The sequence below is a fragment of the Paenibacillus sp. FSL R10-2788 genome (assembly GCF_038003885.1).
GTDB lineage: Bacteria > Bacillota > Bacilli > Paenibacillales > Paenibacillaceae > Paenibacillus_AQ > Paenibacillus_AQ odorifer.
The window spans coordinates 3,120,843-3,140,977 of record NZ_JBBOQA010000001.1 but is presented as its reverse complement, the minus strand read 5'-3'; the positions used below and the strand labels follow the sequence as shown (position 1 = coordinate 3,140,977).

The 20,135-nt window shown below is 39.3% G+C and carries 21 protein-coding genes; 2 read left to right on the top strand and 19 right to left on the bottom strand.

Annotated elements, in window-relative coordinates; translation table 11 throughout:
- Window positions 1–35: 35 nt before the first annotated feature.
- Together NSQ50_RS13965 and NSQ50_RS13960 are read right to left on the bottom strand one after the other, a co-directional pair.
- On the bottom strand, window positions 36–1,301 hold the full coding sequence (locus tag NSQ50_RS13965) for a right-handed parallel beta-helix repeat-containing protein (protein ID WP_370510602.1): 1,266 nt from the start codon (window positions 1,299–1,301) through the stop codon (window positions 36–38).
- A gap of 873 nt (window positions 1,302–2,174) precedes the next feature.
- Window positions 2,175–3,035, bottom strand: a complete 861-nt coding sequence (locus NSQ50_RS13960) for a DUF421 domain-containing protein (protein ID WP_036678238.1) — start codon at window positions 3,033–3,035, stop codon at window positions 2,175–2,177.
- Between the two features lie 208 nt (window positions 3,036–3,243).
- On the opposite strand from NSQ50_RS13960, the gene NSQ50_RS13955 reads away from it, so the two are divergent.
- On the top strand, window positions 3,244–3,450 hold the full coding sequence (locus tag NSQ50_RS13955) for a DUF1657 domain-containing protein (protein WP_036678243.1): 207 nt from the start codon (window positions 3,244–3,246) through the stop codon (window positions 3,448–3,450).
- Window positions 3,451–3,486: 36 nt separating this feature from the next.
- Here NSQ50_RS13955 and NSQ50_RS13950 read toward each other — a convergent pair whose 3' ends face one another.
- The 9 genes from NSQ50_RS13950 to NSQ50_RS13910 form a co-directional block, all read right to left on the bottom strand.
- Window positions 3,487–5,280 carry a sensor histidine kinase gene (locus NSQ50_RS13950; RefSeq protein WP_036678245.1) on the bottom strand — a complete coding sequence of 598 codons (1,794 nt, stop codon included), beginning with the start codon at window positions 5,278–5,280 and terminating at the stop codon, window positions 3,487–3,489.
- Window positions 5,281–5,296: 16 nt separating this feature from the next.
- Window positions 5,297–6,877 (bottom strand): response regulator, encoded by a 1,581-nt coding sequence (locus tag NSQ50_RS13945; RefSeq protein ID WP_036678246.1) that lies wholly within the window; start codon window positions 6,875–6,877, stop codon window positions 5,297–5,299.
- A gap of 172 nt (window positions 6,878–7,049) precedes the next feature.
- Complete coding sequence (locus NSQ50_RS13940) at window positions 7,050–8,735, bottom strand: extracellular solute-binding protein (RefSeq protein ID WP_170914248.1); 1,686 nt, start codon at window positions 8,733–8,735, stop codon at window positions 7,050–7,052.
- Between the two features lie 72 nt (window positions 8,736–8,807).
- Window positions 8,808–9,704: a carbohydrate ABC transporter permease gene (locus tag NSQ50_RS13935; protein ID WP_036678249.1), complete on the bottom strand. Its 897-nt coding sequence runs from the start codon at window positions 9,702–9,704 to the stop codon at window positions 8,808–8,810.
- A gap of 29 nt (window positions 9,705–9,733) precedes the next feature.
- The gene (locus tag NSQ50_RS13930; RefSeq protein ID WP_036678250.1) at window positions 9,734–10,702 is read right to left on the bottom strand and encodes an ABC transporter permease; all 969 of its coding nucleotides are present in this window, start codon (window positions 10,700–10,702) and stop codon (window positions 9,734–9,736) included.
- Between the two features lie 244 nt (window positions 10,703–10,946).
- The gene (locus tag NSQ50_RS13925; protein ID WP_076222640.1) at window positions 10,947–12,167 is read right to left on the bottom strand and encodes an FAD-dependent oxidoreductase; all 1,221 of its coding nucleotides are present in this window, start codon (window positions 12,165–12,167) and stop codon (window positions 10,947–10,949) included.
- Between the two features lie 84 nt (window positions 12,168–12,251).
- Entirely contained in the window at window positions 12,252–12,812 is a 561-nt protein-coding gene (locus tag NSQ50_RS13920) for a YeeE/YedE thiosulfate transporter family protein (RefSeq protein WP_232061338.1), read from the bottom strand.
- A 22-nt stretch (window positions 12,813–12,834) separates the two neighbouring features.
- Window positions 12,835–13,062, bottom strand: a complete 228-nt coding sequence (locus NSQ50_RS13915) for a sulfurtransferase TusA family protein (protein ID WP_036678256.1) — start codon at window positions 13,060–13,062, stop codon at window positions 12,835–12,837.
- Between the two features lie 65 nt (window positions 13,063–13,127).
- Entirely contained in the window at window positions 13,128–13,817 is a 690-nt protein-coding gene (locus NSQ50_RS13910) for a YeeE/YedE thiosulfate transporter family protein (RefSeq protein WP_036678259.1), read from the bottom strand.
- A gap of 173 nt (window positions 13,818–13,990) precedes the next feature.
- Between NSQ50_RS13910 and NSQ50_RS13905 the strand changes: the two genes are divergently transcribed.
- The gene (locus tag NSQ50_RS13905) at window positions 13,991–14,875 is read left to right on the top strand and encodes a LysR family transcriptional regulator (RefSeq protein WP_036678261.1); all 885 of its coding nucleotides are present in this window, start codon (window positions 13,991–13,993) and stop codon (window positions 14,873–14,875) included.
- Window positions 14,876–14,877: 2 nt separating this feature from the next.
- Here the strand turns inward: NSQ50_RS13905 and NSQ50_RS13900 are convergent, their stop codons facing one another.
- From NSQ50_RS13900 to NSQ50_RS13865, 8 genes are all read right to left on the bottom strand, one after another.
- Window positions 14,878–15,093 carry a sulfurtransferase TusA family protein gene (locus NSQ50_RS13900; RefSeq protein WP_036678264.1) on the bottom strand — a complete coding sequence of 72 codons (216 nt, stop codon included), beginning with the start codon at window positions 15,091–15,093 and terminating at the stop codon, window positions 14,878–14,880.
- A gap of 134 nt (window positions 15,094–15,227) precedes the next feature.
- Complete coding sequence (locus NSQ50_RS13895) at window positions 15,228–16,109, bottom strand: PhzF family phenazine biosynthesis isomerase (RefSeq protein ID WP_076222642.1); 882 nt, start codon at window positions 16,107–16,109, stop codon at window positions 15,228–15,230.
- A 94-nt stretch (window positions 16,110–16,203) separates the two neighbouring features.
- On the bottom strand, window positions 16,204–17,247 hold the full coding sequence (locus NSQ50_RS13890; RefSeq protein WP_036678270.1) for a serine hydrolase domain-containing protein: 1,044 nt from the start codon (window positions 17,245–17,247) through the stop codon (window positions 16,204–16,206).
- A 3-nt stretch (window positions 17,248–17,250) separates the two neighbouring features.
- Entirely contained in the window at window positions 17,251–17,688 is a 438-nt protein-coding gene (locus tag NSQ50_RS13885) for a hypothetical protein (protein WP_174890037.1), read from the bottom strand.
- A gap of 9 nt (window positions 17,689–17,697) precedes the next feature.
- Complete coding sequence (locus tag NSQ50_RS13880; RefSeq protein ID WP_036678273.1) at window positions 17,698–18,414, bottom strand: hypothetical protein; 717 nt, start codon at window positions 18,412–18,414, stop codon at window positions 17,698–17,700.
- Window positions 18,415–18,434: 20 nt separating this feature from the next.
- The gene (locus NSQ50_RS13875; RefSeq protein ID WP_036678275.1) at window positions 18,435–18,938 is read right to left on the bottom strand and encodes a GNAT family N-acetyltransferase; all 504 of its coding nucleotides are present in this window, start codon (window positions 18,936–18,938) and stop codon (window positions 18,435–18,437) included.
- Between the two features lie 10 nt (window positions 18,939–18,948).
- Complete coding sequence (locus NSQ50_RS13870; RefSeq protein ID WP_081386837.1) at window positions 18,949–19,494, bottom strand: redoxin domain-containing protein; 546 nt, start codon at window positions 19,492–19,494, stop codon at window positions 18,949–18,951.
- A 106-nt stretch (window positions 19,495–19,600) separates the two neighbouring features.
- Window positions 19,601–20,125, bottom strand: a complete 525-nt coding sequence (locus tag NSQ50_RS13865; protein ID WP_076222644.1) for a ClbS/DfsB family four-helix bundle protein — start codon at window positions 20,123–20,125, stop codon at window positions 19,601–19,603.
- Between the last annotated feature and the right edge of the window lie 10 nt (window positions 20,126–20,135).

Sequence of the window (20,135 nt, the reverse complement as noted above, 5' to 3'; positions counted from 1 at the left end):
CCGAACTCATGCCCATCAAACCCCTAGATTTCAAATCAAGGAAATGTAGCACCAATATTAGTTCCGCTAGGTGTTCCAGATCCGATTAGGTCGCTACCCCCAGTTAATTTGAGGAAACTGCCCAGACTAAAAGATCCATCAGCATTTCGCACCACTGAAGGCGTAAGACTTACAAAATCAGCGGCACTGGCTACCAAACCCTTGGCATTGGTACTTGCATTACTCTTCCACCACACATTAGTACTTAGAATATCGGTGCCACTTGTTTTATCGCTCGATCCTCCTGCAAAAGACAAGTTGTTCGTAAATTGGTGAGTACCGGTATCAAAAGCAAAGTTACTCTGTCCGTTACTCCAAGAAGTATTATTTGTTAACTGGATGGAACCTGGATTACTGTTGTAAGTGAATCCGTGTTTTTTATTTTGAAATGCGATGCTATTCAGTACAATGTGGTTTACTGCAATCTTTTCACCACCTAGTTTGAATCCATTCCCATCGCTGTTTGCCGTTGAATTTCCATCTGAGGTCTGTCCGTTCTTATAGGAGATACTATTCTTGATCGTCACCACTCCGATGGGGCCTGTTTCTGATTTACTGTAAAGATCCCAGCCGTCATCTGTATTCCATGCAGCTATACATTTATCAAATACGTTACCAGGACCTATAGTCAGCTTAGCAGCAAAACCATCAGCGTCTTCTCCATTATCTGGATCATAATTATCATGAGAGTATACTCCAATGATTTGATTATAGCTCGGCCATTGACTCATGCTGGTCAGAGATGAAGCATAACGGCTGATTTGCAGTCCCGAATCCCGATTATGATGGGTTTCAACATTCTCAATAATGTTATAGTTCCCGCCAATAAAGAGCCCATTGTCTCCTGAGCCTCTTATCTCTAATCCTTTTACCTTCCAGTAGTTTCCGTATATCTGCAAACCACGTTGAGCTGGGTCAAATGGCTGGGCGTAAAAATCCAGTATAGGCTTCTCAGTCCCATATGCAGCGATGTTCTTTCGTAAGTTAGAGCTTCCGCTATTATCTTGTCCAACAATTATTGTTGAAGAATACGTGTAAACCCCTCCACGCATATAGATGGTTTCCCCGGGGGCTACCTTCGTAATCGCTGAGGCCAGTGTGGTTGGACTACCAATTGTTCCTGCGTTGCTGTCCAGACCATTAGGGGCTACATAAATCGAGCCTGCAATTGGTGTTGCAGTTGGAGTGGCGGTTGGAGCTACTGTCGCAGTGGGGGTTGCGCTTGCTGTTGGAGTAGCCGTAGGAGCTACCGTTGGTGCAATTGTTGGTGCTACGGTAGGCGTAGATGTCGGAGTGCCCGTTGTGATATCGGAGACATTGATATTGTCGAACTTCGCTGCTGTCTTATAAGCTACAAGTCCAATACCTCCTGCCGTCAAATTGTTATCGTGTGCATTTAACTGCAAAACATCATTTACATACATTTTAAGCGAATCTCCACTAAGCTCCAGCCTAACTGTATAGGCAGTTCCAGTGGTTATAGGAAAATCAGTTTTACTAGCCAGTGTTGAACTTGAACCATTCACCTTTTTTCGTATTTCAAGCGTCCCACCATTACTGTTAGACAGAGATGCAGCATAATAGTTATTTCCGTCAACATAGCGCCCGCACACATAAGTTCGATTAGTTCCATTGAAATTATCAATCTTCACATCGGCTTGAACACTGTAATCTGTCCACGTGTTGCTACCGGAGAACGAACGTCCTTCGTTTTGACTGGATTGATAATACATATGATTGCCACTCTCTTCAACTACAGACCAAGTTCCTGTTGTACTCGTCCAATTGTCGGCATTTCCATTCTCAAAATCATTGCTAAAAATATTTGCTGCCTGTGCGGTAGGGTTACTCCATACCAAATTACCTAGAACCAGCGAAGTTGTAAGCGTAACCATAATTCCGAATGAAAATTTTCCTTTTAGTTTCACGTGAACATCTTCCTCCTTGTTTTTGTGATTTAAATAAAAAGCGAGGACATTCCTCCAATCCTGTGTCATCTATAACTCCAGCCTAATCTCAACTATAATTAATATTTTGAAGTTGTACAGCTACTTTGTGCCCATATTATTACATTTATTTAAATTAATATAAAAAAAACACCCTCGATCTCACTCGAGAGTGCCTTATCTATACCCTTAGTTTTGAATTAACGGTTTCAAAACCTTCAGTGAAGCTTGCAATTGCTCCGAACATTGTTCATACATTTTTTTAGCTTTTTCGTTATCTGTTGATAAACTGAACATCTCTAAATCAGCTTCACACTTTTTCAGCAAAGCATATAATTGTGGCTTATCCTGCGGCTGTGGGACTTTAAAGTTATCGGCATACAAATCGACTGTCAGCTCACCATAAGAATCTACTTGTCCAAGAAACACATTTTCAACAGTCAGACCCATTTTTTCAAGGGCACCATCAAGCCAGCTTCGCGTTAGATTTAGAGTATCTAATGGTTTGTCGAGCACTTTACCATCCATAATGACAACTTGTGACTCTTTCTCTGGAGCAACCTTTATACCCAATTGCTTAGGGGTTAGCGGCTGATTTTCACTCTTAAGTAAAACATTTATGGCTCCATCAGATTCCATAATCGCAAATTCCACTTCCGATATATTGAAAACGTCTTTTTTGCGTAACTCCTCCAGCAGTTCATCTGTGGTTAAACGTTCTTTTTTCATGTGATCTTCGAGAATTTTCCCGTCCTTAATTAGTACGGTAGACTTGAAATCAATAAAGTCTCTTGCTTTTTTACTCTTCATCTGAAGGTATTCGATCCCTAAAGAACAAGCTACCCATACAATCAGTGCAATGAGCCCTAAATGCCATAACTTATCCGTATCCAAAGAAATGTAAGCGGCTAAGCTGCCGACGGTTATCCCCGTAATATACTCGAAGAACGAGAGCTGCGATACTTGTCTCTTTCCCAGTAATTTTGTTAAAAAGAAAAGTACAACCACAGCAAAGAGCGTTCGAACTATAACCTCCAACCACTCCGGCATTACAAATACCCTCCTTTTTGAATCAAAGCTTGTTTACTAACACTCATTATTTGTCAACAAAGCCGCATTCACTCCGGAATTTCACTACTTATTTATGGAAAATCCTCTATTACTACAAACATGAATTTTTTTCCTGCATAACGATAGATGCATTTGAGGACAATAGCAATCGTCATGCTAATAATCCAACACAGAGGAGAGAAACTCAATGACAGTAGCCTCACAAGTAAAAACATGTTTATCTTCTTTAAAAGGTGCTCAAGCCAGTCTTGAACAATTTGCACTAGAAACACAAAACGAGAGTGCAAAAACCTTGTTCACAAACGCAGCTGAGCAAACACAACAAATCGTAACTCAAGTAGAGAACCGGGTAACCGAATTAGAGTCCGAAGAGCCTCAATATAAAGGGTTCTAATTAAAGCTAAAGGGGTCTTGGCTAGAAAAACTAGCTTTAAGACCCCTTTTCATCATGTACAATATTCGAACGAATGCCACGCTTGCCCTTATTAGCCGGAATAAGTATCTGAACAGAAGTGCCAATTCCGACACGACTAAAAATGGTTACGCCATACTCAGATCCATATTGCAGTTTAATCCGCTGATCCACATTACGGACCCCATAACCTGTATTCGTATGGCCCTTTGGATCAAAAATTTGATCAATACGTTCCTGTCTCATGCCGATTCCATCATCAATGATGCGGAACAGAATATCATTGCCCTCTTTACGCCCAACAATGCGTAAATGAATGTGGTCACCACACCAGGCGTGCTTCAGCACGTTCTCGATAAATGGTTGTAGAATCAGTTTTATGGTCTCATAAGGCCAGATTTCTGTATCAAAATCAAACATAACTTCCAGACGATCACCGTATTTAATTTTCTGAATTTCTAAATAAGCGTTTGCTTGTTCAATTTCAGTGGGGACCGGAATCATGGTACGTCCTTCATTAAGCGTCAGGCGATAAAACTTCGCTAATTCCAGCACCATCTGCTGCAGCTTTTCATTTTGACCAAACTTGGCTAATTGAATAATAGATGACAACGTATTATATAGGAAATGAGGATTGATTTGTGATTGTAGAATTTCAAGCTCTGCTTCCTTCTTCTGGAGCTGCGTCAAATATACTTCTTTAATCAACATATCGATATTCTCGCCCATATCATTTAACGCGGTTGCAATCTGAGAGAATTCATCCTTGCCTCGATAGGAAATACGCTTGTGAAGATCACCTTCCCGATAGGCATTCAGCACGTACACGAACTTATTAATCCGAATTGAAAAATATCGGGATATAAATATGCCGACAAAACTAAAAACAACACAACAGATGAGACACATTAAAATAATAAACAGTCGTACCTTCACTGCATCCTGTTCAAGTATCGTAATTGGAACTAGCGCGTTTAATTGCCAAGCTTGGTTAGAAACCGTAACTGTTTCACTAATCGTCAGGTAATCCTTATTAAGTTCGGCTTCATTGGTATAGTGCTCTGGTAGTTCTCCCGATTGGTACATCGTTCTTCCGAACTCGTTTTTTAAAATTAGAATACTTCCTTTTCCTATCTTCGTATAATTCACACTATTAAACAGATCTGGAATGCCTACATTAATCCGCAAGAAGCCAATCTCCTTAGGCACGAGAGGGTCGTATGTATCTATTAATCTACGGAGCAACGAGATCCGATTATTTTCTACATCGCGCTCGATCTGCCACCATTTCATAGTCTCCGCGTATTTCTCGGTTGGAAAATCATAATACCAGGATTTCCCTTCAATCCGTTTCATATGGTAAAGATGATAGAAGCTACTATTATCCAGATAGCCCTCAAGTGAATTCGAATAGATCTCAGGAATGGATTCATTCTTTAAAAATAGCGACATCCCAATCCTCATACCCGTTGATTGAATAGCTACGTCCAGCTTTGGAAGTACCTTCATAGACATCCTATCATAATTTTCCCAGCCTTCTTCATAACTTCGCAAATTCCGATAGAAATCATAATCACTATATAATTGCGTTGATATCCGAATAACTTCCCCCATTTTATAATCAATATTATCGCGAATCTGCAACAACGTACCTTTAATATTCGAGCTTGTATGCTCGCGTAATGAATCATTGTACATAGAGTGAGAGACAAAACCGATCACGGATACAGGGATAATAATGAAAAAAATATAGGTCAGCATTAATTTATACCCTATCGGCACATACTTATGTTTTCTTCTTGGTTGTTTCATGCAACATCATCCCCCATCACTTCTCCCGCTTACGATACTCCATAGGTGTCATACCATAGGCTTCTTTGAACTGTCTGCTGAAGTAAGGAAGATAACGGTAACCTACCTGGCTCGCGATTTCATAGATTTTACACTTCGGATCTTTCAAAAGCTTGCCTGCTTGTTCCATTCGCAGCTGAATGAGTACTTCGCTGAACGTTTTCCCAGTTTCCTCTTTAAATAGATATCCCAAATAGTTGGGTGAGAAAGAGAACTGCTGTGCAATATCCTTTAACGTAAAATTCTCGCTCATCTTATCCTTCATCATTTGCATAATTTCTCTAATCAGTTTATTGTTCACTGACTCTGTTTTGCTTCGTAGGTACTCGGATATTTCAAACGTTTTGAGTACAAGCCAAGAGCGTATATCACTGATCGTATCGAATTGAAGCAAAATATCTAAACTATGTAACTCCATACCTAAGATTTCAAATAAATCCTCGCTAACCTCCTTCAACTGCTGATCCAGCTTCCATATAATATACATGGCTAGATTATGAATCGTAAATTTAGATCTTAGACTACTCACGGATCTGAACAGCTTATCGATCTCATCATAAATAAGGACTAACTCATATTCTTTCATCGCTTTAAAAAGCGTATCCATACGGGTATCCAACGTACGGGCATCAATCATTCCAGGTTCGCTGCTAACCGTTTCATACATAATAAGTTTGCCTTTGCCAAGAAACATCTTTCCGTCAACGGCTTCCATAGCTTGCCGATAGGAGGTGTGGACCTGTTCCATAGCAAATGTAGGCTTCCCTACACCTACGGTCATAGTGACAGGAAATTTTGTACGAATCGAGTCATAAATTTCTTCAATAAACCTCTCCATCTCCTGTTCGTTAATCAACAACGCGATTCGATAAGACGATACCTTATAGCAATGAGGCATCCCGTGCTTCTGAGCAATTGTATTCACTTCATATAGAAAGTCCTTGGACATTAGATGTTTAGTTAGATTATCTTGTTCTTGAAACCAGTTGAAATAGTCCAGCTCCAAGACCGCCACACGTATAGGCCATTCCAGCTTATCCAGACCGTAAGATTTCATAAGCTTCAACATTCCAGCTTGAGTATCCCCCTCCCATTCCCCTTCAAACAAGCGGATCAACAAATCATTTTTGGCCATAGGAATCATATGCTGATAAGCTTCTTCAACGTCACGCCGTTTACTTTCATCATCTAAATCCTGCTTAACTTTCTGAAGTGCAGCAATAAGTTCCTTGTCATCCATTGGTTTAAGGACATAGCTATACGCTTTTAGCGAAAGCGCCTGTTTCACATAACTGAAATCCTGGTAACCGCTTACAAAAATCACACGTATATCGTTTTTTTTCTCTATGGCAATCCGAGCCAGCTCTAGACCCGACATATTCGGCATATTCACATCACTAACAATAATATCAATAACATGCTGTTCTAAAATATCGCATGCGGTAAACGCGTTATTCGCTGCCTCCACGACCTGCATCCCCAGTTCATTCCAAGGAATGAATTGTCTCATGCCTTCAAGATCAAGCATCTCATCGTCTACTAATAATACGTTGTACATCAACACAATCCTCCTTTGAAATGTTTTTAAACCAACCTGCTGAATTCTACTAACCAATCTTTTTCAGTATACCATTCATTCTCTTACCTAACAGCTTATAAAGCAATGAGCACTAGAAATGGGACGTAAAAACGAAGGCTCGCTAAATAGCAAACCTTCGTATTACAAATTATTATTTACCTAAAGCTTTCTTATTTTCTGTCCATACTTTTGTTACATAATCGAGGAATTTCTCATAGCCAACCTTGATAGAATCTTCATGTGCTTTATCAAGAATTGCTAATGCTTCTGCATCAGTCTTCGCATACATAGATTTTGCTCTTGCTGTTAACCAGATATCTCTGACACTTTGTCTAATAATACCTTCTTCACTGTCTGGAGCCGGATCCCAATTCAGGAACTCCGTAAAGTCACCTTGTGAAGCCCAAGTAACTTCCATCTGCCAACGGTTACTAAAGTCAATCTTGTCAGCTGGAAGGGTTTGCAACATCATTTTCTTTGTATTATCCAAGAAAACTGTATTACCTACCCATACCAAGTCACCGGCTTTTCCGCTAATTTCGGACAGAGCTTCTGGCTCATTCAGATACTTATCTTTATTAAATTTAGGAGTAAGTCCATCTGCTTCAAATCCATCCCAATAACCATCTGGTCCTGGAGGACCCCAGTTAAGAACCATAGAACCTTCTGGTCCTGTCATCCAGTCAAGCATAGCGAATACAGCCTCTGGATTTTTAGCGTTTTTAGTGATTGTAGCAACGTTCCAACCTAACTGATTGTACGTTCCTGGAGTAATCTTACTTTGATCCAAACCAGCTTTGTAAATCGGTTTAATAAACATATAACCAGCTTCTGGATCCGTCTTCTTCATCTCTTCATCAGCAGTGGCGAGCAATTTCATTGGATCAAAAGTCGCAATAACAGCAAACTTGCCATTCATCGCTTTCTCTCTAATTTGATCTTCTGTTTGTGTATTCGCATCCTGCGTCATTAGCTTCTCACGCATTAATTTAGCAGCAAATACAACAGACTCACGGAATCCTTCATCCTTGTATATCGAACCCATTTTGTCGCCATCAGGTACGGCGTATATTCTAGTATACGACAGATTATTCTCTTTAAAAGAGGAAAATAACTGGTCAATTCCGTTACCATCTCTCGCTAAGCCTGTCTCGAACGGAATAACGTCAGGGAACTTCGCCTTAACAGCATTTAAATATGCATACAAATCATCTGTCGTTTCTAGCTTAGGAGAACCAAGCTCTTTGTAAATCTTCTTATTAATAGCATAACCGGCATTTCCGTTTGGTTGAGTTGTATAATAATTCGGCAGCTGATAAATCTTCCCATCAGGGGAACGAAGTAATTCCAAATGTCCAGATGTTAGGTATTTCTTAAAGTTTGGATATTTATCAATATATTCATCTAAAGGAACTAGCATATCCGCTTGGCGAAGACGTTCTACGTCAGCACCTTTCTCGGTCCACACAATATCCGGCAGCTCGTTACCAACGATCATCGTTTGTAGCTTTTGAGCGTTATTACCACCAGAGCTAATTCCTGTGACATTAATCTTCAGATTATCTAAAATCCATTTAGAAGCAGCATCTTTGCCCCATTTCGGCATTTGATACCAGCCGTAATTTCCGTAGAATGAGACTTCAAGCGGTTCTTTCCCTAATTCATACAAATCAGCCGCGGGAGCTTCAGTTGCTGTGTTGACCGCTGTTCCTCCTTCTTTCTCTGGTTCAGCAGTTGCCGCTGGAGCGCTTGAATTGTTGCCACTACAACCCGCCACCAAAGTCGTTAATAGCAAGGTAGACATCATACCGAGAAGCATCTTTCTCTTAGTCTTCAATGTATTTTCCCCTTTCAATTTGTAATCTATGTTCAAAGCAATACGCTCTAAACCCAATCTCATTCTATCATCCTACTCTTTTAATGATCCGACCAAGACCCCTTTAACGAAGAATCTTTGTAGGAATGGATACACACATACAATCGGAATGGTTGCAACCATGATCGTAGCCATCGTTAATGACTTCGAGGTTATTTTCTTAGCCGAGTTAATATGAGCAATGGAGCTTGCATCTACATTAGACAGCTGTTCTGAAGCAATATTAGAGAACAGTATCTGTCTTAAGATGGTCTGAATCGGCATTAACTCCTCTTTCGTAATGTAAATACTCGCTACGAACCACTCATTCCAGTGATTTACTGCTGTGAACAAAGATAATGTTGCTATAACTGGCCCCGACAAAGGAAGTACAATGCGGACAAAAGTCCCCCAATACCCGCAACCGTCAATCTTTGCTGACTCCTCTAAACCTTGTGGAAGACCTTGAAAGAAGGTCCGGAATATGATCATATTCCATACGCTGACCAGTGCAGGAATAATAAACACCCAAAATGAGTTGAAGAGACCTAAACTTCTGATAAGCATGTATGACGGAATGAGTCCCCCACCGAAATACATAGTAATGATACACATAATCATGTAGTATTTGCGACCCATCAGTTCACGCTTCGACATTCCATAAGCGAATATCGAAGTGGCCAGTATCGCTGTTACTGTACCGATTACCGTCCGCAATGTAGCAATGACGAATCCACCCATTAGACGGGAATCTTCAAAAACGATCTTATAATTCTCAAGCGTGAACTCACGGACCCAGAAAGTAACTCCGCCTTTCGAAGTATCCATCCCCTCATTAAAGGAAATAACAAGTGAATTCCAAAATGGATAAAAAGCGGAAAATGCCAGTAAAGTCAAGAATACATATATGAATCCTATAAATATTCGATCTCCTATATTAATACGTTTCATAGTTTGGTCCCCCTATATTGAGTAATTCATTACCACAAGCTGTTCCCTGCTCTTCTGGCAATGAAGTTGGCAAAGGTAAGTAATGTCACGCTGATCACGGCCTTGAACAATCCGATAGCAGTCGCATAGGAGTACCTGAAATTGTCTATACCGACACGTACAACATATACATCAACTGAATCTGACACTTCTCGTAGTGCTGGATTAGAAGCTAGGATCAAAATATCTTCGAATCCTGCATTCACCAGATTACCGATTGCCAAAATCATAAAGATGATTACAACTGGCATAATTGAAGGCAACGTAATCAAATATATCTGTTTAAACCGACTTGCACCATCCATCGAAGCCGCTTCATATAAATGCGGGTCAATACCAGCAATGGCAGCTAAATAGACGATTGAAGCAAATCCAATTTCTTTCCATACATTGGTTGTAACTAAAATGCCCCAGAAATATTCTGTCATGGAAAGGAAGTTGATCGGTTCATCAATAAATTTCAATTTCTCAAGCAGCATATTTATACTGCCGTTATCTACAGATAACATCGAGGTAACCATTGAGCCGATAACTACCCAAGATAAGAAGTGAGGCAAATATGTAACGGTCTGAATAACCCGTTTAAAGAACATCTTACGAACTTCGTTCAGCATTAACGCCAAAATAATCGGTGCAGGAAATCCAAAACAAAATTTCAGTAAGCTGATGATGATTGTATTTTTCATAACCACTTCAAATTCAGGTGCATTAAAAAAGTAAATAAAGTGCTTAAAACCAACCCAGTCACTGCTAATAAAACTATTCCCTAACTTGTAATCCTGGAATGCAATTAGAATCCCGTACATGGGGATATAGGCAAAAATAAAAACTAGAACAAGTGCTGGTAATACCATAAGCTGTAGATCTATTTGCTTAAAAAAGCGTCTGATCCCGCTAGTTCGTTGCTTGTTGAGATTCGGTCCTGATCTCTTGTCTGGTGCGACGCTTGCGTTCGCCATAGGTGAATCCTCCTTGTGATGATTTTGAAGATATGTACAGATAATTGATGTCCTTTCTCCCTCCGCTATAGTTGCAACATTTATAAAATAATCATAAGGTTTAAGCGCTTTCAAAAATATATGACAAAACAACTATTATTGATACTTTGACACTCTCTTGCATTAGCTCGTCTCATATTCCTTAAGCTTGAATAAAAAAAGACACATACAGAGATAACATCTGCATGTGTCTTTGACTTTCTCCTTAATTAGCAAGAGTACTCAGTATTTCTTCATTTATCTTTTCAGTAATTACTTTTTGGACCTTCCCATTATCCAGATAAACAATAGAAGGAACTGAATCTATTCCTAGCTTGGCGGCAAGTCCGGGTGACTTATATACATCTACCTTTGTGACCCTGACATCCGAATGGGATTGCTCAAATCCTTCAATTAGAGGCAATAACTCCCGACAGGAAGGATCTGTGGCATTCCATAAATAAACAACGGATGATTTACCTTGATTTAGAATTTGATGCTCATAAACCTCACATTCAGATATATACTTCTCTGCACCGTACCCTGCAATGGCACCATCGCCAACAGCAGTAGCAACTTGTTTAAGAAACTTATCGCACACATCTCCCGCTGCAAAAACACCAGGGATATTCGTTTCCAATTTCTCATTAATAAGTACATAACCATTTCGATTCAAATCTACTACACCTGATAAGATTTCTGTGTTCGGGGTGTATCCAATAAATAAGAAACATGAATCGACCTTTACGTTTTGCAGTTCATTAGATTTTAAATTTTTCAGGACGACGGAATTCAAACGTTCCTCACCTTCGAAAGAACTTACCACCGTATTCCACATGAATTCCATTTTAGGGTTTTCTAGTGCCTGCGTTTTGGCAATTTCATTACAATCCATTTTCCCATGATCATGCATGACAGATACGATCACTTTATCAGCAAACTTAGTCAGAAACATCCCTTCCTCAATAGCTGCATCACCACTGCCAACGACCATAACTGTCTTCCCCGTATTTGCCGCAGCGTCACAGGTTGCACAGAAGGAAATCCCTTTATCATATAAGAACATATCTTCATTAGCTGCACCTGTAATTCTTGGTTTTCCTCCACTGGCTATGATAATGACTTTACACTCATATCGAACCCGAAAGGTCTCCACTACTTTAATGTCCTCTGCTACCGAGACAGATTTGACATCTGTCATTTTGAAATCAACACCAAATTTTTTGGCTTGTTTATGAAATAATCCCATAAGATCTGTTCCGGTCGTTCCTTCAGGAAAACCAGGATAATTTTCTATTTCATTAGTATAAGTCGCAAGACCGCCTACCAACGATTTTTCCAAGAGGAGTGTCTTCAATTTTGCTCGTCCACAATAGATCCCTGCTGTTAATCCAGCAGCCCCGCCACCGATAATGACGACATCATACTGTTCTGTCTTCTTTTCCATTTCAATTGTCCCTCCTGTGTAGATTTTGATTTCAATAAAATAGGCTGACTCTCGTCAGCACTATAAGCTCAGCCTATTTCACTTTTACATAAAGAATTTGGCTAATAATTTACTGCCTATAAATGCACCAACCAGCAGGAACAATCCAAAAATCCAGCCTGAAAGCGATAAAGAAGCTATAGCCGTAAATAATGCACCTATATTACATCCATTAGCCAGTCTAGCTCCGTACCCCATGAGCAACCCACCAAGTACAGCTGCCACTACCTGCTTTTTGGACTTAATTTTCTTAAGCTTGAACTCGGAAGCAAACAATGTCGCTGCTAATGCACCTAAGATAATCCCTACATTTCGAATGGACCCACCATCATTTAAAAATCCGGAAGATAATGTTTTTTGAGCTTTCTCCGTACTAAAGTAAGCCCAGTTATCTACATTTCCTCCTACCAGTCGATACGCCCAAGCTCCCCAGTCCGCGAAGGCGCTGGTTACTCCCCATCCTTTTGAGAAAACAGCCAGATGTGCTGTAGCGAACACAGCCAGAAGTACAGCTCCAGTTACATAAGTAAACGGTTCTTTGAGCAATTGCTTGTAAAAGCGGTTAGACGATATCTTCAACCAGAATTCGTTCACCGTTTCATTCACCGTCCTTTCCTACTCAGCGATCCTATTTTACCTTCTCAATAACAACTTCCCACTCGCCATCATCGACCTCTTCGATTTCCACATTATGTCCCTGTTTTCTCGCCCATTCTGGTACGTTTTTCATTGCGCAACTATGATCAATAGCAACAACTAAAACGTCTCCAACATTTAGTTCAGTCATCTTCTTTTCTGTTCTCATTAACGGTACCGGACAAGCTTCTCCCATGCAATCAAGTGTAAATTCAGCCATCTTAAAAACCACCTTTATATTTTTTTGAAATACCAATAGTGAAAATATTCACGTAATAACTTATACTAATCTGCGCTTCCCATCTTTTTCTCTTGCCATTTAACTGCAGCGATGTACAACAGAAGAATGATCAGGAACTGAACAACTAGTGCTCCAAGCCAACCAAAGACGTCTGGTAAAAATACTGTTGGTGCATCCTTTATAACGTTAGCTCTCCACCAACCCATATCATGTGATCCCCAAAGTGAACCAATGATAAAAAATACAAGCGACAGCATCTGCATTGTGAACCCTTCACCTACACGCATCAATGTACCCGAAGCGCAACCACCTGCAATAACCATGCCAATTCCAAATAATACAGCGCCAATTATCAAAGCAAAACTGATTTGACCCACATTGTCCATCCCAGGAATCGGTTTACCTTCCAGGAACGCTGGATACTTAATGGCTGTAAATCCGATCGTAGCGAGAGAAAATGCTATCAGTACAGCTCTTGTTACCGATGTGCTGCCTGTAATACATGGATCTCTAAGTGATGCAGTAAAGCAGAATCGTGATCTTTGCAAAATAACGCCAAACGAAATACCGAAAAGCAGGTAGACAACCATTTTATCGTGGGAATGGTCTAGGAAAAAACCAAACCCAATAATGAGAACTGTAACCAGCAACGCGATGGGCAACTGACTCTTTTTAGGTTTTCTAGGAGCTCTGGTTCGGGTTGATTTCGTTTCGGGACTTACGGTTTGCCCCATATTCTAACACCTCCATCGTTTTATGTAATTGACTATGTGAAAATAGTAACATACTTATTCGAGCTGTGGTTATCTGCTTTCTTTATGCTGTATAAGTGTTACTAATGGCACAGATGGAGCGTAATCAAGTATGCTATAGTGTGCACTAACAGCGGGCAACAGGAGGAATAAGTATGAATATGGAAACGCTTAAATTATTTTTAGATATTGCTTCGTTAAAAAGTATATCTAAAGCCGCTCAGAAATCTCATATCACCCAATCCGCACTTAGTCAGCAGTTGAAATCCTGGGAGAATACCCTGGGTTCTGAGCTTTTTGTGAGAAGTAATAAAGGGGCCAGCCTTACAGAAGCAGGGATTATAGCGGAGAAGTATGCGGAGCAAATCTGTAAATTATATGATGATATGGTCACAGAAATCAATCATTTACAGCCAACACAACATGAGCTGTCTATTTATGCGATTCCAGAAGTCTGTAATTATGCCCTGCCCTGTACCTTATATGAGGTAAAAAAACATTTTCCCAATTGCCATATCACTCTAAACGAAGGGGCATCGTCACTAGTAGAGGAACGTTTACTTCTTGAAGAGGGTGATGTTGGCTTTATTTCCGGGCCTTCCCCGAAATCTGAATTATGCTCCAATATGGTGTTTTCTGATCAAGTTATGTTAGTGGCAAGCAGTACGACTGTATGTCCTGATAAAATCACACTGAATGAGCTCCCTAAATATCCTTTAATCTGGTCCTCACAGCTTCATTGTGTGCAAAGGGCTTTGAACAACATATCTGCAGGGGAGCTTAAATTAAATATACTGTTTAATCTGGACTCCATTGAGGCGGTAAAGCTTGCTGCCATTAGAGGACATGGTGTCGCCTTTCTCCCTTATATGTCCATAAAAAAAGAGTTGTATAGTAAACAACTCAAGATCATTCATATTGATCAGTTCCAGGTAAATAACGATGTCTACATGGTAAAAAAACACAATCAGCGTTGTGACAATGATACGAAACAATTAATTCGTTATATAGAAAAGACATTGATTGATACATTATGTTGAACTTATAGCTCAATCGTAATCTCCCATACCCCATTAATGACTTCTTGAATGGAACATTTTAGATTTGAACCACGACAGTAATCCGTGATAGAAACTTTCGCGCAGCTATGATCAGTAACCAGCATCACTTTTTCGCCATTTTGAATGGCTTTTTGATGTTTTTTTAACATCATTACTGGTACTGGGCAGATTTCTCCCAGACAATCAATTTCAATCATGAGGTTACCTCCATTCCATAGATCATTAAAGTTCTAATAATGACCCAGCATTATTTTCTTCACAAAAGGAGTTGATGTAACTCTTCTAACTGGGTATCACTAAGACTCCGTACACTCCAAGTGAGTATATTTTATCATTTCCCTAAATCTACCTCCCCCACAAACACCGCAGTTCCATCCATTCTATCAGAATCTAGTCGGTACACTTCTACATTTACTTTCCCATCACTACTGATTTCTTGTCCTTGTTCTACATCAAATTGGATTGAGTCCATGTGCGGATTAATATATTTTAAATAATAAGCCCCCATAACTCCCGATGCTGTACCTGTTACTGGATCTTCAACGGTTCCCGAAAAAGGCGATGAGAAATGTCTGGCGTGCATTAAAGCGTGCGGATCAAGCGTGTGGAGTGAAAATGGGTGTATCGATGCTCTTGGAAGCTGCGTTAAAATCTCCGGAAACAACTCGTTTATCGGTTTCATTTTATTAAAGCTATCTATACTCTTAATTGGAACTAATAGAGTCCATGCGCCAGTACAGCCATAAACAATCGGCATATCCTCATCAAATTCGTCAACTGTTAAGCCTAAAGCATGGGCAAGCTTAGCTCTATCACCGTCAAATTCAATAAACTCGGGATGATCTTGCTTCATTTTTATTAGTAAGTGATTATTGTTGTCCATACTGAATTGAATGGGGAGCACACCCACGTTTGTTTCGATCTTTACCGAGCTTGCCTCTCCAAGGATACCCTTTGTTTTTAAAGCAAATAAAGAAGCCATAGTTGCATGCCCACAAAGATTGATCTCATGGCCTGGCGTAAAATACTTAAACCTTAAATCAGCTACATCCGATGAGACTACAAAAACTGTTTCATTAAAACCGACCTTATGAGCTATCGATTGCATGTCACTTTCGCTCAAATGAGCCGCATCTAATACTACACCAGCTGGATTTCCTTTGTTCGGATAAGGAGAAAACGCATCATAATGAAGCACTTTGATGTTGTTCACTGGTACGTCTCCTTTATTAAAGATTTATGAAGGTTGGATGACTGAGTATAATAATTCAGCAGTGAATATCCTAACTCTTGGCGTTCACTATTTTTTATTTCATCATCATAGCAAGTTTCATTGATAGCCTAATGGGGAGTGCAGGATTACCCATCTGGTTTAGATCCCCCACAATGAATAAATTTTTAATAGGATAAAAAAAGGCAAACGAACCTGTTGAACCGGAGTGCCCTAGTAACTCACCTTTCCCCATGTAAAGCGTGGACAAGCCATCCAAAGGAATTCTCATATAGCCGCTGCTATAGTAAATAGGTCCCATCGATAATTGAAGTTTATTAGAAGCCGATAGCATCTTAAACAACTCATTTTTAAATAGCATCCCACCAAAGAAAGCTTTGATAAATATCATTAATTCACGAGCTGTGGTGATACATCCTCCACTCGCACGACAACTCCTAATAAATTTGGAACGGTTAATTGATTTATTTTGATAAAAGATATTCGGTACAAAATCGTTGTCACCTTCAGGGAGATATGTACTTACGAGTGACAGGGGATCAAATATGAACCGCTTATAGACTTCTGCTAATGTTGACTGCTCTACCTTCTCAATGATTTCACCTAGTAAATCAAAATTTATATCCGCATAATATGCTTTTCGTTTGGTACGAGGCATAAAATGAGGCTTCAATTTTTTAATTAATGCAATCTGTTCCTCGAAGGTAATATAATAATCCTCCTTAATCGCACGACGCTTGTCATTCTCTTTTCCTTCTTCAAATACATCTGGCAAGCCACTAACCTGAAACAATAAATCGGATATTGTCAGGTCAAACGAATAATCATTACCACCAAAGACATGAAGACCACTTAACACAGCGTTATCAAAATACTGTGTAACCTTGTCATCCAACGACAGTTTACCTCGCTCTTGTAGGGCCAAAATACAGGTGGTGGTAAACAGCTTGGTGATGCTGGCCATTAGCAAAGGTGAGTCTATATTCTTCTCCCCATATCCAATATTATAGGAGTAGTCGCCATCTGTATTCTCAATGTATAGGACGCCTTCGTGAATGTGACGTGAGCTTATCGTTTTTTTGAAGGCTTGTTCTATCTTTTGTGATGTATTAGTTGTCATAGATCATCCTTTCCTCCGCTTTATTATCCAAATTATTATTAATAAGACGATAATCGATGTCCCCAATAAGAAATACATCCAAATCGTTTTTTTAACCAATTCATCATTGGGATAATGGCCTTTGTTATAAGCTTTTACAAAGATACCCTCTTGGGTCTTAATAGCAATGAAATCTTTTGGATCGGTATTGATAATCGAATAGTAAGGCGTACCTTTAGGATAAATATTCGAGAAATTCCCCCTGTACGTTCCTTCCTCATCGGAATATTTAGTTACATGCCCTATCTTCTTATTGATTTCTTCCGAGGGGATGAGTTCATCGTCTGATATTTCGTAGATGTCACCTGAATAAACAACAAACGAACCGGCCCAATCCGCGGAGACTGCATGTAATGGTGATAAAGCAATTATGGCTAGAATTACAATAATGAATTTCTTCATCTCAACCTCCTAGCTTTGGGATTCGATTGATTTATAGATTGTTTTGAACTCTTTTCCATTATTTAATCCATCAATAAGCTCTACTAAACCTGACTTTCCAACGATTCCAAACCATCTATTAATTTCTGAATGGGCGATCTCATAATTTTCTTTTACATGTGAGGGTTCATAAAAGACATCTCTACTACTTAGCTCATTTATCTTGTCAAAACTTATAAACTTATCGCTGTTATATCTATAGTCAACTAAGGTAGCCAAACCTTCATCAAACCACACCGGAACCTCATCCTTATTCTTCAACCTCTTTCTTAACTCACTATGCATCAATTCATGGGCGATTACATCCGCGTTAAATCCGTCTGGACCAATAACAATGTAATTTCCCCAATAAGTATAATAAGTCTGGCCCGTTCGATTCTTCTGAGCATACTTCTCAAGAGCGTGTGGAGATTGAACAAAAAGAAGGGTTGGATTGTCTTGTAAATCTTCGAAGAACCCAGAAACTCTCTCCCTCGATTGTTCGAAATCGTTCAAAAGTATCGTTGTTGTGACCTCTGAAATATCTGGTTCTACATAAATATGCTCACCTTGCTTCTCCATACTAGAAAAGTCTACCATCATTGCATTAACAGGTTGAGGATTTATCATATAGACTACAATCAGCATCAGAAGTAAAAATGAAAGAAATGCGGAGATGATTATGAGTTTCTTTCTTCTTTTGATCATAGGGATTAACTCCTTACGGTTTAGATACAAAGAGATTTCCGATAAATATATTTATGATCCTCATCCATATCCGATGATTTCATATATCCCACACTGCGCCAAAACCTTTCATTTGCATCATTAGTCGGGGTTAACTCGATATACTTTGCACCGTCTGCATAAACATGTTTTTCGACCATTGAATAGGTAAATTCACCATACCCTAAATTCCGATACATAGGTTCAATATAATACTCCATTAAAAAACACTTTCCACCCTCATTAAAATAAGTAACATACATTAAAAATCCAAGCATAGTACCGTCCTTATGTATAAGAAACAAATTTAAAGGATTTATTTCTCTTGTTCTTAGCTCTTCAATGATCTCTCTATACTCGTCTGAATAAAAGTAACCCAGGTCAAAATCATCGCCCATAGATACATGGAGAGATAATTCATTTATGTAACTATTAAAGAGTCCCCAAAATATATCCACATCCGATTGATTTTTTGCTACAAAAATCTCTAAATGAGTCGTATTCATTTCAACCTCCTTAATCATAGTTTTTAATGAAAATCTTAAACGAGCTCTCAATTGCGTCAAAATCAGTCGAGCCAATAATTTGATCCATAACCTTGCCATCAGAGTTTATAAAAAACAACGCAGGAAAAGCTTGTTCACCAAATTGTTTATGGAGATCACCTGTTTCATCTAGGAGAACGGGATACTTAATGTTGTAATTCGCCACGTATTGTTCTACATCAGAAAGATCATCTTGATAAAGCAAATTGATTCCGTATATGTTCACTCTATTTTTATATTTCTCATACAATGAGACAATCTTAGGAGCATCGTCATTACAATATGGACACCATGAGGTGAAAAATACGAATACAGTGGGTTTCTTCGAGAAGTCCACTTGTATTTTGTTTCCATTCGCCAACTCTTTTAGTTCAATGTTCTCAGGACTTTTAATGGGTTTTGCAGAGTTGTTTACCACGACAAATATAATCGAGCTTAATGCAATCAAAAATATAAATGTACTTACAATAATAGATATTTTCTTCAAAAATAATCCGTCCTTTACTAATCTATTCACCTACCGCTATACATTCTCTTCCACTAATCTTATATCCTTCATACTGATCATTGAACAGCCTAAAACAGCCCCTGCTTCAGAGATTTCTCTTAGGCGGGGGCTTGATTTATAATACCTTAGTTACATTAAGCTTTTTCCATTTGCGAATCTTAGAACGAAAAGTCTTAAACGGTGCTACTGAATTAATATGAATCCATTTGACCATAGGCCATCTTGGATTGTTTCCTGTCCATTTCCGCACGCCTTGCGTAAAAAGTTCTTCATCACTTAAAGAATCAATCCAGTTCTGCCACTGATGTTCTGTCTCTTGAAATAAAGATCTTAACTCGTCTAATGAGTAGGCAGCATATGTATGATAAAACGATTGATATAATCCGCCAAGTTGATTCCATTTATAATCCGGTGAAGGTGTAATAACGGTTAACCCTGCTTTTTCATCCTTATCCCATTTCATAACAAGATTCAACCAGCCCAATTGATAAGCAATGATTTCTGCTGGGGTTCGATCAACCCCTTCCATACGATTGTCTCTTTGGGAGTTCTCAATGCCATCAAATTCTTGATAAAGAGACTGATAGGCAATATGAATCGCATCTTTCAATTCTTCTTTTGATAGATAATCGGTTGACATCGTACCCCTC